The sequence below is a fragment of the Cupriavidus ulmosensis genome, assembly GCF_977008105.1.
Window position 1 is genome coordinate 1 of sequence record NZ_CDRMWP010000001.1, and the last position, 15312, is coordinate 15312.

Here is a 15312-nt window from a genome sequence, read left to right on the forward strand (position 1 = left end):
ATGCAAGATTTCTGGCAGGCGGCAGCCGCGCAACTCGAGCGCGAGCTGACGCCGCAACAGTTCAAGACCTGGATCAAGCCGTTGGCGCCTGTCGCCTTCGACGAGGAAGCGCATGCGCTGCGCATTGCCGCGCCCAACCGCTTCAAGCTCGACTGGGTGAAAAGCCAGTTCTCCGGCCGCATCACGGCGCTCGCCTGCGAGTACTGGGAGGCCAACGTCAGCGTTCACTTCGTCCTCGACCCCGCCGCCTCGGGCCGCGCCGCCGCCGGCTATCCGCAAGGCGGCCAGCCGGGCCAGCCCGGCATGGCGCCGCAGCAGGCCGGCCCCGGCTATCCCACCGGCCAGCCGCTGTCGCAGAACTTCGGCCAGCCCGGCATGCAGCCCGGCTACGGCAACCCGATGCACCAGGGCGCCGCGCCGGCCCAGAACGGCCAGGGCGGCCAGCGCGGCGCGCAGGCGCCCTACTCCGCCAGCTACGCCGGGGCCCAGGCGGCTCATCCGGGCCACGCGGGCCATGCCGGCCAGGGCGCCGGCATGGGCGGCATGGTCGGCGAACTGGTCGACATCGACGTGCCGCAGCTCGACCCGGCCGAAGCCAGCGCCCGCTCCTACCGCGTGCCCCAGCCGCAGCAGCCCATGCCGGGCGGCGGCCAGGGCGGCCACCCCGGCAATCACCCGGGCGGCCATCCCGGCAATGGCCAGGGCGGCCAGCAGCAGAACGACACGGTGCACGAGCGCTCGCGCCTGAACCCGATCCTGACGTTCGATAACTTCGTCACCGGCAAGGCCAACCAGCTCGCGCGCGCCGCCGCCATCCAGGTGGCCAACAACCCCGGCAAGTCGTACAACCCGCTGTATCTCTATGGCGGCGTGGGCCTGGGCAAGACCCACTTGATCCACGCCATCGGCAACTTCATGCTGCTGGAGAACCCGCGCGCGCGCATCCGCTACATCCACGCCGAGCAGTACGTCTCCGACGTGGTCAAGGCGTACCAGCGCAAGGCCTTCGACGAGTTCAAGCGCTACTACCACTCGCTCGACCTGCTGCTGATCGATGATATTCAATTCTTCTCGGGCAAGAACCGCACGCAGGAAGAGTTCTTCTACGCGTTCGAGGCGCTGATCGCCAACCGGGCCCAGGTCATCATCACCAGCGATACCTACCCCAAGGAAATCAGCGGCATCGACGACCGCCTGATCTCGCGCTTCGACTCCGGCCTGACCGTGGCCATCGAGCCGCCCGAGCTGGAAATGCGCGTGGCCATCCTGATGAAGAAGGCCGCCGCCGAGAACGTGAGCGTGCCCGAGGAAGTCGCCTTCTTCGTCGCCAAGCACCTGCGCTCCAACGTGCGCGAGCTCGAAGGCGCGCTGCGCAAGATCCTGGCCTTCTCCAACTTCCACGGCAAGGACATCACCATCGATGTCACCCGCGAAGCGCTGAAGGACCTGCTGACCGTGCAGAATCGCCAGATCTCCGTGGAAAACATCCAGAAGACCTGCGCCGATTTCTACAACATCAAGGTCGCGGACATGTACAGCAAGAAGCGGCCCGCCAACATCGCGCGGCCGCGCCAGATCGCCATGTACCTGGCCAAGGAACTCACGCAGAAGAGCCTGCCGGAAATCGGCGAGCTGTTCGGCGGGCGCGACCACACCACCGTGCTGCACGCGGTGCGCAAGATCGCCGACGAACGCAGCAAGGACGCGCAGCTCAACCACGAGCTGCACGTGCTGGAGCAGACGCTCAAGGGTTGAGTTGCGGCGATGTCATGCCGGTGCGTCGACGAGGCCGGCATGACGGCAGGTGTTCTCCCGCGATGTACCGCGGGGCGCCAGCATGACTGATGGTGTTCTCCCCTCTCCCACTTGTGGGAGAGGGGCCGGGGGAGAGGATGGGCGTTTGCGAATGGCGAAGGCCGCCACTTCGTGGAAGCTCCGCCCCTCTCCCCCAACCCCTCTCCCGCGTGCGGGAGAGGGGAGCAAAACACGGCGCGAAACCGGGCGTGAAACAGGCGCCCGGCAGCAAGGCCTGGGGCACTTTGTGCCGCAAGGACGGATTTACCGGAACCGCCACGCGGGGCTGGCATACTGTAGGGTACGCGCCGGGCACGATCCGGCGCATGAATCAATCGGCAAGCATCGCCGGGGCGTTGCCGGTCATTGGCGCGAAAGCGGCCTGGGCTAAGGCTTTGCGGTGAGTCGGGACGAGCGGGCGGAGGGTGCGGCCGGAACAAGGCCGGGCAAGCCCCAGAATTGTGCGCGATGTCGCACAATTTTTACCTCCGATCGCGCTTCTCCCGCTTCACCGCAGCGGCTTATCCTTGGTACAATGGCAAATTAACTCCTTGATTCCAAAGTAAATTTGGAGTCGCCGGGAGGAATGCGCAACCCGCGGTCGCTTACTACAAACGACGAAGGATAAATTCAATGCAATTGGTCAAAACCTCGCGAGACAATCTGCTGCGTCCGCTGCAAATCGTGAGCGGCATCGTGGAGCGCCGCCACACCCTCCCGATCCTGGCCAACCTGCTGATTCGCAAGTCCGGGGCGGGCGTTTCCTTCCTCTCGACCGACATCGAGATCCAGATCACCACGCACGCCGAATGCGGCGTCGGCAGCGACAGCGTGGCCACCACCGTGGCCGCCCGCAAGCTGCTCGACATTCTGCGCGCCATGCCCGACGGCGAAGTCGCCCTGTCGCTCAACGACAAGCGCATGACCGTGCAGTCCGGCAAGAGCCGCTTCGCGCTGCAGACCCTGGCCGCCGAGGAATTCCCGACCGTGGCCGAAGCCAGCGAGTTCGGCGCCTCGGTCAGCCTGCCGCAGAAGACCTTCAAGCACCTGCTCGCGATGGTCCATTTCGCCATGGCCCAGCAGGACATCCGCTACTACCTCAACGGCATGCTGCTGGTGGTGGACGGCAAGAAGGTCATGGCGGTCGCCACCGACGGCCACCGCCTGGCCTACTGCGGCGTGGAACTGGACACCGCCGCCACCGGCGAAGGCGCGCGCCAGGAAGTCATCATCCCGCGCAAGACCATCCTCGAGCTGCAACGCCTGCTCGAAGACAACGACGATCCCGTGCAGGTGCAGCTCGCCGCCAACCAGGTCAAGTTCACCTTCGCCAACATCGAACTGATTTCCAAGCTGGTGGAAGGCAAGTTCCCCGATTTCCAGCGCGTGATCCCGAAGGGCTACAAGAACGCCTTCGCCATCGACCGCGTGCAACTGCAACAGGCGCTGCAGCGCACCGCCATCCTGACCACCGACAAGTTCAAGGGCGTGCGCTGCATTCTCGACACGCACGTGCTCAAGATCAGCTCCACCAACGCCGACCAGGAAGAGGCGCAGGAAGAGCTGGAGCTCGACTATTCGGGCGACGCCCTCGACATCGGCTTTAACGTGACCTACCTGCTCGACGTCCTTGCCAACCTCAAGAGCGAGCAAGTGCAGGTCAGCCTCGGCGACTCCAATTCGAGCGCGCTGATCACCGTGCCGGAAGACGACAACTTCAAGTACGTCGTCATGCCGATGCGTATCTGATGATCCGGTAGAAGGTAAAAGGAAAACAACATACGCAACACCGGAACATCGAACGGCAGGCTACGGCTCTCGCCCGGCAGGCGAAAGACGCACCGCAGCACGCAGGGGCCGGATCTCTCGATCCGCCCCTTTTGCCGTTTTTATGTAACCCGCCATGCGGCCCATCCGCAGCGCGCCCGACCGGGCGCCGCGCGAAACGCCGCATTCGCCGTGAGTAAGAGAACATGACCGAACAGCAACAACCGCAACCGCAACAGGAAAACAGCTACGGCGCAGGATCGATCCAGATCCTGGAAGGCCTGGAGGCGGTGCGCAAGCGGCCGGGCATGTACATCGGCGACACGTCCGACGGCACCGGCCTGCACCACCTCGTCTTCGAAGTGCTGGACAACTCCATCGACGAGGCGCTGGCCGGCTGGTGCACCGAGATCCAGGTCACCATCCACAGCGACAACTCGATCTCGATCACCGACAACGGCCGCGGCATCCCGCCCCTGGTCAAGTTCGACGACAAGCACGAACCCAAGCGCAGCGCGGCCGAGATCGCCATGACCGAGCTGCACGCCGGCGGCAAGTTCAACCAGAACAGCTACAAGGTCTCCGGCGGCCTGCACGGCGTGGGCGTGTCCTGCGTCAACGCCCTGTCCAAGTGGCTGCGCCTCACCGTGCGCCGCGACGGCCAGGCCCACCTGCTCGAATTCGCGCAAGGCGCGGTGCAGAACCGCCTGGTGGAAACCGTCACCGGCCCCGACGGCCAGCCCGTGGAAGTCTCGCCGATGAAGATCATCGGCCCGACCGACAAGCGCGGCACCGAAGTCCACTTCCTCGCCGACGAGGAAATCTTCACCCACGTCGAGTTCCACTACGAGATCCTCTCCAAGCGCATCCGCGAGCTCTCGTTCCTGAACAACGGCGTGCACATCCGCCTGACCGACCAGCGCACCGGCAAGGAAGAAGACTTCGCCTTCTCCGGCGGCGTCAAAGGCTTCGTCGAGTACATCAACCGCGGCAAGAGCACCCTGCACCCGAACATCTTCTACGCCAACACCGAGAAAGACGGGATCGCCGTGGAAGTCTCCATGCAGTGGAACGACGGCTACAACGAGCAGGTGCTCTGCTTCACCAACAACATCCCGCAGCGCGACGGCGGCACCCACCTCACCGGCCTGCGCGCCGCGATGACCCGCGTCATCAACAAGTACATCGAAGAAAACGAGATCGCCAAGAAGGCCAAGGTCGAGACCACCGGCGACGACATGCGCGAAGGCCTGGCCTGCGTGCTCTCCGTCAAGGTGCCCGAGCCCAAGTTCAGCTCCCAGACCAAGGACAAGCTGGTCTCCTCCGAAGTGCGCCTGCCCGTGGAAGAACTCGTCGCCAAGGCACTGTCCGACTTCCTGCTCGAGACCCCCGGCGACGCCAAGATCATCTGCGGCAAGATCGTCGACGCCGCGCGCGCGCGCGAAGCCGCCCGCAAGGCCCGCGAAATGACCCGCCGCAAAGGCGTGCTCGACGGCATGGGCCTGCCCGGCAAGCTCGCCGACTGCCAGGAAAAAGACCCCGCCCAGTCCGAACTCTTCCTGGTGGAGGGCGACTCCGCAGGCGGCTCCGCCAAGCAAGGCCGCGACCGCAAGTTCCAGGCAATCCTGCCGCTCAAGGGCAAGATCCTCAACGTGGAACGCGCCCGCTTCGACAAGATGCTCTCCAGCCAGGAAGTGCTCACGCTCATCACGGCGCTGGGCACCGGCATCGGCAAGGAAGACTACAACCTCGAAAAGCTGCGCTACCACCGCATCATCATCATGACCGACGCGGACGTGGACGGCTCCCACATCCGCACCCTGCTGCTCACGTTCTTCTACCGCCAGATGCCCGACATCATCGAGCGCGGCTACGTGTACATCGCCCAGCCGCCGCTCTACAAGATCAAGCACGGCAAGGAAGAGCGCTACATCAAGGACGACAACGAGCTCAACGCCTACCTGCTGCGCCTGGCCATGGAAAAAGCCGCGCTGATCAACCCGGACGGCAGCGAAGTCTCCGGTGACGCCCTCACCGAACTCGCCCGCCAGTACCAGCTCGCCGAAGGCGTGATCGGCCGCCTCTCCCGCATCGTCGACGCCGACGCCCTGCGCGCCATCGCCGACGGCGTGGAACTCGACCTCGACAGCACCGCCGCCGCCGAAGCCTCAGCCACCGCGCTCAAGGCCAAGCTCAGCGAAATGCACGCCAAGACCCTGCTCGGCGCCGCCGTCAACGACGACGGCACCGCGGACGTCTACGCCCAGTTCGACGAGAAGACCGACAAGCACCGCCTGATGATCGCCCGCCGCCACCACGGCAACGTGCGCCTGTCCCACCTGGACGCGGACTTCGTCCACGGCGCGGACTACGCAGCGCTGTCACTGGCCGCCAAGACCTTCCAGGGGCTGATTCCCGAGGGCACCAAGGTGCGGCGTGGGGAGGGCGAGAAGCTGCGCGACCAGACCGTGAATGATTTCCACGGCGCCATGCAGTGGCTGCTTTCCGAGGCCGAGCGTGGGGTTTCTCGCCAGCGGTACAAGGGGCTGGGGGAGATGAATCCTGAGCAGCTTTTTGAGACCACACTGGACGTGACTCAAAGGCGGCTGCTTAAGGTGCAGATTGAGGATGCTATTGCTGCCGATCAGATTTTTACTACGCTGATGGGGGATGAGGTGGAGCCGCGTAGGAATTTTATTGAAAGTAATGCGCTTGTGGCGCGGAATATTGATGTTTGATCTGTATCTAGATTCCGCCGTTTCCGCTACGACTTAATCGTGGAAAAAGAATGGCCAGCTCATTGAGCTGGCCTTTTTTCTTTCTGGCGTCGGTGGCTGACTAGGTCGCCGATTCTCTCTATTAGTTTCGCGGCACCGAGCCGCCCTCGACTTGACGGCAGATAGTAGATCTGGGTGACAATTCAGTTTTCGCTATATCCAAAATAGTCCGCTTAGATGTGGATGATGATCTTGATGCAAAAGGTGGTTGAAAGATCGACCGATGTAGGTTGATCTCATCTACTTCAATGCAAGCAAGGGTAAGAATCCAGCTGACTCGTAAATCTTCGAGAAAAGTGAAATTGCGCCACCGATGTATGCGTTGAATCGGCATGGTACGCTGCTAAGTATGGTTTCTTACTACTCGAAAGGGATAACGTGATGACTCGGAACGGTGGCTTAGCAGCAATCCAATACGCAGGGATAGCAGGTGTCTCCGCGAGTTGTCTTGAGGCCGTTATGCGATTCATCCAATTTGATGAGCGAATCGAAGAGGCTAGAATTTTAACCGCAAACAATGTCCACTGCATACTTCTTACATTGTGTGGTGATGAGCTTGTAGCGATCAAGTCCGGGTTTCGTTCCGGGTATAGTGGCGAAGGACCTCGGGCATTTGCGAAAGTACTCCACATGCTTCAGGCGTATGGGGTAGACATAGAAGAATCCAGTGTGTCAAAAGCTCTGCTGGATCGCATAGATGATTCAGCGCTTACTAAAAGGGATATAGTACTTATACAATCGTGTGAGGTAGTGCGTCCAATGCGTTGGTTTGACTATATCTATGATGCTGGATATGGCGATGCAAAGAGTGAAGACGCGTGGGCGCTCTATAGGCCGGTCATGCCCTGGGCGATTGTTGATTCTCGGATTGTTGATTTGGCAACCGAATTCTTCAACGACCCCGATCGCAGCATTCTGAATGCGTTCCGTCGTCTGGAGGACATCATAAGACTGCGCCTAAATACGGATGCCAGTAGCACTCGGTTATTTGCTATGGCCTTCCAGGGGGAGGAGTCACATCTGACGTGGCCCGGTCTTGACTCGGGGGAACAGAAGGGGCGCGGCCAGCTATTCGCTGCTGTCTACATGGCGTATCGTAATCCTCGGGCACATAAAGAGGTGGACTCCGACAGGTCTGCGGAGCTGGCAGAGTTTCTTCTTCTTAATCAGCTCTATTTGCTGGAGAGAGCAGCTGTGACGCGACTTCCTCTAAAGACTGACTCCGAGTCGAGCTAGTTGACCGGTACATATTTCGTTACAAGGGTATTCGTTCCTTCACATTGAAGGTACGCTGCGGTTAGACGTCTGAAACGCGTGTACTATGCAAAATTTTTCGATAGCAATCGATAGACTGATTGGTGATCAAAGGTGAGACGGAATGAGTCGGTATTGTGGGGATGATGATTCCAAGTCAATTCTGGATGCGGCCGAGCATTGGCGCAGCTCATGCCTACTTGGCGGCGGCTCGGTGCTCACTAGTCACCAGCTTTGGACCTCGCCGCTACTAGACCAGATTGATTACTACTTCGTGCAGCGGCCGGATCTGGGGAAAGGGACTTTCTTTGAAAAGCTAGAGCAACAACTTGCGCCGGCAGAGAGCGCGGCAAAGTTGCTAGTGGCAGAGATGATGTGGCTCATGTATCTCTGCCCCAGTAGCCTCACCGCTGCGCACAAGCGCAAGACCGTCCAGGCTATTTGGGCTTGGACGGGAGAGGCAGTTCCTTCGAACTCGCGATGGCTAGACGACGACGTGCTGGCTGGTGTCGGTAGCGCTGGCCCCGGCTTCAACCAGAATCAATGGCGGGAGCTCGCGTTCCTTGTCAACTTCATGCGCAAGTTCCGCGCGCTTGATGCCACTGAGCAGCAGCAATTGGTGGCGGACGGCTGGAAGTTTGATGAATGGCTCAAGCAAGTGCCTGATTGGGAGGTGAGGCAGTTTCGCCACATGCTGCTCTTCCTACTGTTCCCCGACGATTTCGAGCGCATCTTCGGTCAGAACGATCGCAAGACCATCGTTCGTCATTACTCAAAGCACGATCGCCGCGAAGTGAATCGAATGGACGCGCTTCAATTGGATCGTGAGCTTCAGTCCATTCGCAAGCAGCTCGAGGCGGAGCGAGGCACCACGCAGCTTGACTACTACGTGCCGCCTCTCAAGGGCGAATGGAAGAGCGAGACGTTTGCCGCAGCAACGGAGGGTGTGGCTGCCGAACATATCCGTCAGGCACTTGAAGAGATCCAACGTGACGGCGTTCCAAAAGATGCAGAATCAACTGGCTACGACCTTGTTGACGGCGGTCACCGTTATCCACCCAAGCTTGTATTGTCGCTCGCGGTAAAGCACGCCACTGGCGAGCCGCTGGATCGCGCTAATTTCTCAGGAGGGGAGGAGTCACCAGCATTCCGTCTCTTGCGCAGGCTTGGGTTCGAGATTCAACCGAAGATCGAATCTCCGAGCGGCGTTGCTGAGCTGCTCGATCGCTTTCTCGAGCAAGCCGACGCAGGCAAGGATCTCAGTGCACAAGGCTATCTACGCGAATATCAAGGCCTCAAAGTTCGAGTGAGCTTTGGGAAGGGCAATTTCGCCAGAATCCCCTGGATTGCATTTCTTGGTGATGGCCAGTCGGTTTCGGAGGGGGTCTATCCAGTGCTCCTCCTCTTCCGTGACAAGCGGCAACTTCTTCTCTGCTATGGCGTCAGTGAGGAAGGGCCAGCCCGACTGAGTTGGGGAGATCTCGGGGGCGCGCAAACGGTAAATGCATGGTTCAGAAGCCACTATGGACACGCGCCAGACCGATACGGCGCGTCCTTTGTTCGCGCAGCTTACGATGTCACTCAGCCCTTGCCAATCGCTGAGCTGACACAGCATCTCGATGACGTAATCGATGTCTATCAACGCGTTCTGTCCGCGGAAGATGCTGCTGACTTACCGACGGAACCCGCCCAGGACGCGGACTCAACTGACGTACAGTTGCCAATGCGAGCTGACCTGCGTGAATCGGTGCAGTCATTCGGGGATGCCCTGCGGGCTTCTGGTGTGCAATTTGGCGAGCAACATGACTCACTGATTTCCGCGTTCATTTCCAGCCTTGTCACGAAGCCATTGGTCATCTTAACTGGCCTATCTGGCTCCGGCAAAACGCAAATTGCCATGCGCTTCGGGGAATGGCTGGGCAAGGATCGGCTACACGTTGCCGCTGTCCGTCCGGACTGGACTGGTGCGGAAGCGTTGTTCGGCTATGAGGACGCACTCAAACGGGAGGTCGACGGACGAGCAGCTTGGTCGGTTCCCGCTCCACTTGAGTTCATGCTGAAGGCGGCGGCAGACTCTCAACACCCCCATGTGTTGCTGTTGGACGAGATGAACCTCGCGCACGTCGAGCGCTACTTCGCCGACGTGTTATCAGGGATGGAGTCTGGCAAGGACTGTCTGCCGAACTTGCATAAGGGCGCCGACGGTTGCTGGCGAGTACGGAATACAGGGAGGATGAGGATTCCTTTCCCTCGCAATCTCTGGATTGTCGGTACTGTCAATATCGACGAGACTACCTACATGTTCTCGCCGAAGGTGCTGGACCGGGCGAATACCTTCGAGTTTCGCGTCCACACAAGTGACCTCGCGCTTGAAATGCGCAAACCTGTCCCCTGCGCTCCCGGCGACCCCGAGTTAGTCCGAGGTCTCTTGAGCATTGCGCAAGACGATAACTGGCATCTCGATCGTCAGGGCGAATCCCTTGATGAGCTCACAAGCCACCTCCGCAAGCTGCACGAGCTGCTGAGTCGTTATGGTTTGGAGTTTGGTCATCGGGTGTTCTACGAGGCTGTTCGCTTCGCATCGTTGGCAGAAGGGGCCGGCATCTCTGGCTTGCATTCGTTGCTGGACCGCATCGTGATGCAGAAGATCTTGCCCCGCCTACACGGGTCACGCCGCAGGCTGGAGCTACCGTTGCTCGCGCTTGGCCAGTATTGCCGGGACTTGCCTGAAGTCATCGTAACTGATGACAAGCTGCACGCGGCCGGTGTTGAGGCGTTTCCCGCGCAGGGTGCAGCGTTGCCGACCGCGTATGCAAAGACGATGCGTATGCTTCGCGGCCTGCGCGCCAATCAGTTTGCCAGTTTCACAGAGTAGCCGTGCACGCCGTCACAGAAGCTCATGCTGTTCTGCGCAACTCGTCGGGGGAGATCACTGCAATATTGCACATCGCGGTGTTGCCACGCAGAGGAGGAGCGTCCTTCTCATCGCTCTGGGCGGCCAGTGAGTTACCAGACCCGGGCGTGAAAGCTGGCGCCATAGAAGTGCTCGAGGGGATGGAGTACCGGTACACGTGGAAGCCACTTGCCCCAACAACAGAGGTTGTTCTCGCCGATCCAGAAGAGATCTTTCAACCTGACACAACGGAAGGGCTGACCGGTCGGCTGCGTCCTGGGCTAGCAACAGGCACAGTGCGTGTCGTGTTGCGCGACGAGTCAGAAGTACTTGGTGAGCTGGAGCTCGAAGTACGTTCGCGTAAGCTCAGCTATTTGTCCGAGTATCGATGGATGCTTCGCGACATTGCAGAGCGCATGACTGAGCTGGTGATGGATCGCTTCGCCGTCAGCGACACCCGTTTCGAGCAGGATGAGATGCGCGACGCAGTCACGCTATATCAACGCTTTACCTTCCTGCGAGCGCTATTCGAAAGCGAAAACTTCCAAAGCGCCATCCGTGAAATTCTCCGCCGTCCGCATACAGCATGGGAGTCTGTTGGTGACACGGTTCGCCCGGGAATGGGCATTCACGCAGATTCGCATGTCCTCCGGCAGCTCGCTAAAGCGGGTGCGCGGTCAGCATGGCCCGATGGACCTATCTACTCGGTGCCTGCTCTCCTCGAACGAAAGCGGACGGAGGCAACGCATGACACCACGCCCAACCGCTTTGTGAAGTTTGCGCTAGAGCATTGGTCCCAACTTCTTGGTGACATTGACAGAGGACTCGCGGCGGGAAAGCCCACACCAGCCGCTATTCGCGGCCGGCGCGAGATTGCTGCAGTGATGATCCAGTTGGAAGAGGTTCTTCACCATGACCTGTTTGCCGAAGTCGGTAGGATCGTACGCTTCCCTGCGGATGACCAAGTGCTCCAGAAGCGCGAGGGCTATCGGGACATCTTTAAGGCATACGTCGAGCTGGAATTTGCCGCACGTTTGTCGTGGCGCGACTCATCCGATGATCATGCCGCGGGGCAGCGTGACGTCGCCACCTTGTATGAGTACTGGGCATTCATTCAGCTTGCGCAGGTTGTTGCGGACCTAGTCGGCCAGACCTTCGACATGGGGCCGCTTGTTCAGTCTCGACCGGATGGGCTGACTGTCGGGATTCAATCGGGTGTGGAGACTGTCCTCAAGGGGGAGGTGGAGCGCTTTGGCCGGCGTATGGCCATTGAGCTGTGCTTCAACAGAACATACCGTCTCGGCTCTGGGCGTGTTGCTTCATGGACCCGGCCCATGAGGCCGGACTATTCCCTTCTGATCAGTCCCGCAAATGGGGAAAAGGCAGTCTTCGAGCCGATCGTGCTCCACTTCGATGCCAAGTACCGAGTTGATTTTGTCAAAGAGATATTCGGTCAAGGCGATGAGGATGGGAGCGATGCCATTGAGCAGGACACGCCGATCGGATTGGAGCGCGGTGGTGTGCTACGAGCAGATCTGCTGAAAATGCACGCTTATCGGGATGCAATCCGCAGGACGGCGGGGGCTTATGTTCTTTATCCCGGCGGGGATGAGGAGCTACACAATCAGCAGTTCCTCGAATATCACGAGTTGCTGCCCGGTCTCGGTGCCTTCGTACTTCGCCCAACAGACATCGGCAACGCAAGCGGCGCGCCGGCATTAAAGCGGTTTATCGGGGACGTGCTGGATCACGTTGCTACTCGTTTGACGATGCATGAGAGAGGACGACACTGGCTCGAAGAGATGCATGGAGCGTCATATCCGAGTGGTTTGGCAGATCGCCTTCTGCTGCCACTTCCCGAAACAAGTGTGCTGCTCGGTTTTGTGAAAAGTGCAGAGCATTGGGCGTGGATTCAAGAACACAAGGTCTACAACGTGCGAGCAGAAGGAAGGCCTGGAGGCGTTCGAGCCGACGCTGCCTTACTTTACGCCCAGCTTCTGCTTCTCTATTGCCCGGCGACAGAACAAATTGCATTGGCTCGGATTGTGTCGGATGCGGAAGAAATATTATCAGAAGGTATGAGCGCAATGGATTACCCGAAACCCCACGGCGCGTATTGGTGTGTTCAGCTCCATTGGCTTGACCAGCCTCAGTGGCTGATTGGCATCTCCCCTAGCAAACTTGACGAATATGTTCAACGGAAGGGGCTCTTGCGTGGTGAACCCCTTGGTACGTCATGGGAGGTAGTGCATCGGGTCGGTCGCAATTTATGACTAGGGACGCATCATGGTCAATTTGCCGCCTTTCGCATTGCTAGAGTTTTTCTGGTAACCCGTGGGTGGATCGCTCAACTCGGCGCGGATAGCCCACATTGCAACATAAGCCTAGCCTCCAATGTGTCGGGACTTCGTTCATAGCCCCTCACAGGCGACGGCAGAAGGTACGTTCTACTGCCGAAACGCAAACATAGGAGACTGAGTGTGCCTTCATCGACCGCGATCAAGATGGAAGACAACAACATGCCGCCCGAGGTCACTGCCCAGAAGGAAGCCCCCACTCTTGAGGCGCTCATGGTTGAACTCAGGGCAGTGGTGTCGGCAGGGCAGGATGGCAAGAGCAGCGGGTCAACGCCACGCTACCAGAACAGACTTCTATGTGCTTGCTTGGCGGCAATGTTATGCGCATGGGTCACCGCAGTCGCAGCCGAGCGAGGTGCACCCGTGTGGGTTTCCTATTTGTCTCTTGGGGCACTTGTGTTCGGCGCTCTTGCGGCAGTCGGCTCTGGGGTATCCAGTGCGAAGGGTTTCTTGCAAGAATGGAAAACGGTTGAAGTCGACATGCTGGAAGGGGTGAGCAAACGGATGAGTGTCTGGTATGGGACGATTTCTACGATTCGCAAGACATACACCCCTGATCAGATTCACTTTGCACAGGATTATGTGACGGCCGTTAGTTCGCAACTGCGTTCACGGCTGGCGTGTTTCGTCGGAGCGCTTGATAAAGTCGGAGTGATTCCCGTTGTGGCATCTGCATCAGTGGCGCTAATCAAGTTCCACCAGGATGGGGTCCCTTCCTTCATCTGGCTGACAGCGACATCCATTGCCGTGTTCTTTTACGTGCTGGCGCTGCGCTTCCTTGATGTTGCCTTTACGCTTGAGCGCTTGGCGGTAATACTGAAGCACGCCGCAATTCAGCCGGAGATGGCTAAGACGTCAACATGATGTCCTTGCCGTCCTGATACAGCCCTCATCTCTGCCATCGCCTCTCACGGTTTCATCGGCTAGTCATCGGCCGGCGGAGCGGAGGGTGCTCAGTAAGTGCTGGCTCAGCGCGGGTGCACTGGCATTGACGTTGTGGCCCGTGGCTCGCCTGGTGGTGGATGCTGCAGGCTCACAGCAGGCAATTCCATATGACTGTCGAATCGCCAGGCCGCGCGCGACGCAGCGGACGAATACCTCGCAAGGCCCGCACACCCATCCGCCAGCAAAACGCTCAAAACGGCTTGGTCGGCAAATACTTGCCATCCAGCGTGATCACCGCACGGTGGCCACCTTCGGGATCTTCCACCTTCTTGATATCAAGCCTGAAGTTGATCGCGCTGATGATGCCGTCGCCGAACTGCTCGTGCACCAGCGCCTTGAGCGTGGAGCCGTAGATCTGCACGATCTCGTAGAAGCGGTAGATGGTCGGGTCGGTCGGCACGCCGCCGGGGATGCTGCCGCGCAGGGGGATGGTCTGCAACTGGCGCACCGCGTCGTCGTCCAGGTCCAGCCTGGCGGCCACGATTTTGGCGGCGTCGGCGGGCAGCGGGTGCTGGCCCAGCAGCGCGGCGGTGACGAAGGCCACGCTCAGGCCGGTGCCTTCGTTGATCTGCTCGAACGTCAGGCCCTTGCGGATCTTGGCGTCGATGATGCGGTCGCTCAGGGCCTGGCGCGGGGCCTGGCTGTATTGGGATTGGGTCATGGCTGTTCCTTGGGACGGATGGGAGTGGAAAACGGGGCGGGGCATTCAGGTGGCGCTCTGTGCGCGCCTGACCGGGGGCGTCGCGGCCACGTCGGGATGCGCCGCGAGGGAGACGAACTGGCCGGTGTTGCCGTCCAGCGCGTCGATCGTGCCTGTCTCGATGTCGTAGACCCAGCCGTGCAGCGTCATGCGGCCTTGTTCGAGCGCGAGCACCACGGTGGGGTGGGTCTTGAGGTTGGCCAGCTGGGCGATGACGTTCTCGCGCACCATCGAGTCCACGCGGGCGCGCGTGGATGCGTGCTCGCGCGCTTCGTTGACCGCCTTGGCGGCGTCCGCGTGATGCAGCCAGCCTTTCACGGCTGGCATGTGGTCGAGGCACTGGCACGTGGCTACGGCGGTCATGGCGCCGCAGTCGGAATGGCCGCAGATCACGATGTCGGTGACGTTGAGCCCGGCCACCGCGTATTCCACGCTGGCCGACACGCCGCCGGGCTGCACGCCGTAGGCGGGCACGATGTTGCCGGCATTGCGGATGACGAACAGCTCGCCCGGCTCGCGCTGCGTGAGCAGCTCGGGCACGACCCGGCTGTCGGAGCAGGCGATGAACAGCGTGGCGGGGCTCTGGCCGTTGGCCAGCCGCTTGAACAGGTCCGAGCGCTGCGGGAAGGCGTCACGCTGGAACTTCAGTACGCCGTCGACGATGTCTTGCATGGTCCTGCTCCATCGGTGTGTGCCGTGATTCGATGGCGCAAGGATGGCGGGAATCGGCCGATAGGTCCAAGACCGGTTTGTTATCCGGTCCATAGGCCATGTCAATAGTTTGACGGTGGCGCTCATTTTCGCGCTCGCTCTGGAGGAAAGAAG

9 protein-coding genes are annotated in these 15312 nt (G+C 60.2%); 7 read left to right on the forward strand and 2 right to left on the reverse strand.

Translation table 11 applies throughout. The features are described 5' to 3' along the window. From dnaA to ACWTPI_RS00035, 7 genes are all read left to right on the forward strand, one after another. Window positions 1-1755: chromosomal replication initiator protein DnaA (dnaA, locus tag ACWTPI_RS00005; protein WP_020204200.1), on the forward strand; the 1755-nt coding region annotated here is incomplete at its 5' end. 672 nt (window positions 1756-2427) lie between these two features. Then, the gene (dnaN, locus tag ACWTPI_RS00010) at window positions 2428-3543 is read left to right on the forward strand and encodes a DNA polymerase III subunit beta (protein WP_020204199.1); all 1116 of its coding nucleotides are present in this window, start codon (window positions 2428-2430) and stop codon (window positions 3541-3543) included. A 224-nt stretch (window positions 3544-3767) separates the two neighbouring features. Further along, window positions 3768-6299, forward strand: coding sequence for a DNA topoisomerase (ATP-hydrolyzing) subunit B (gene gyrB, locus ACWTPI_RS00015; protein ID WP_059410985.1), 2532 nt, complete (start codon window positions 3768-3770; stop codon window positions 6297-6299). Window positions 6300-7097: 798 nt separating this feature from the next. Next, on the forward strand, window positions 7098-7574 hold the full coding sequence (locus ACWTPI_RS00020; RefSeq protein ID WP_196812900.1) for a TIGR02391 family protein: 477 nt from the start codon (window positions 7098-7100) through the stop codon (window positions 7572-7574). A gap of 142 nt (window positions 7575-7716) precedes the next feature. Beyond that, the gene (locus ACWTPI_RS00025; protein ID WP_029043853.1) at window positions 7717-10467 is read left to right on the forward strand and encodes an MrcB family domain-containing protein; all 2751 of its coding nucleotides are present in this window, start codon (window positions 7717-7719) and stop codon (window positions 10465-10467) included. Between the two features lie 146 nt (window positions 10468-10613). Continuing rightward, window positions 10614-12758 carry a DUF2357 domain-containing protein gene (locus ACWTPI_RS00030; protein ID WP_454730663.1) on the forward strand — a complete coding sequence of 715 codons (2145 nt, stop codon included), beginning with the start codon at window positions 10614-10616 and terminating at the stop codon, window positions 12756-12758. A gap of 207 nt (window positions 12759-12965) precedes the next feature. Continuing rightward, window positions 12966-13706 (forward strand): hypothetical protein, encoded by a 741-nt coding sequence (locus ACWTPI_RS00035; RefSeq protein WP_454730664.1) that lies wholly within the window; start codon window positions 12966-12968, stop codon window positions 13704-13706. Window positions 13707-13977: 271 nt separating this feature from the next. Here the strand turns inward: ACWTPI_RS00035 and cynS are convergent, their stop codons facing one another. Both cynS and ACWTPI_RS00045 read right to left on the reverse strand, forming a co-directional pair. Further along, window positions 13978-14448, reverse strand: a complete 471-nt coding sequence (gene cynS / locus ACWTPI_RS00040; protein WP_020204195.1) for a cyanase — start codon at window positions 14446-14448, stop codon at window positions 13978-13980. A gap of 45 nt (window positions 14449-14493) precedes the next feature. Then, window positions 14494-15159: a carbonic anhydrase gene (locus ACWTPI_RS00045; RefSeq protein WP_059411005.1), complete on the reverse strand. Its 666-nt coding sequence runs from the start codon at window positions 15157-15159 to the stop codon at window positions 14494-14496. Window positions 15160-15312: the final 153 nt, after the last annotated feature.

Bases quoted from the DNA above. Each gene is read 5' to 3' on its own strand.
- dnaN (WP_020204199.1), top strand. From the start codon at position 2,428: ATGCAATTGGTCAAAACCTCGCGAGACAATCTGCTGCGTCCGCTGCAA.
- gyrB (WP_059410985.1), top strand. From the start codon at position 3,768: ATGACCGAACAGCAACAACCGCAACCGCAACAGGAAAACAGCTACGGC.
- ACWTPI_RS00020 (WP_196812900.1), top strand. From the start codon at position 7,098: ATGCGTTGGTTTGACTATATCTATGATGCTGGATATGGCGATGCAAAG.
- ACWTPI_RS00025 (WP_029043853.1), top strand. From the start codon at position 7,717: ATGAGTCGGTATTGTGGGGATGATGATTCCAAGTCAATTCTGGATGCG.
- cynS (WP_020204195.1), bottom strand. From the start codon at position 14,448: ATGACCCAATCCCAATACAGCCAGGCCCCGCGCCAGGCCCTGAGCGAC.
- ACWTPI_RS00045 (WP_059411005.1), bottom strand. From the start codon at position 15,159: ATGCAAGACATCGTCGACGGCGTACTGAAGTTCCAGCGTGACGCCTTC.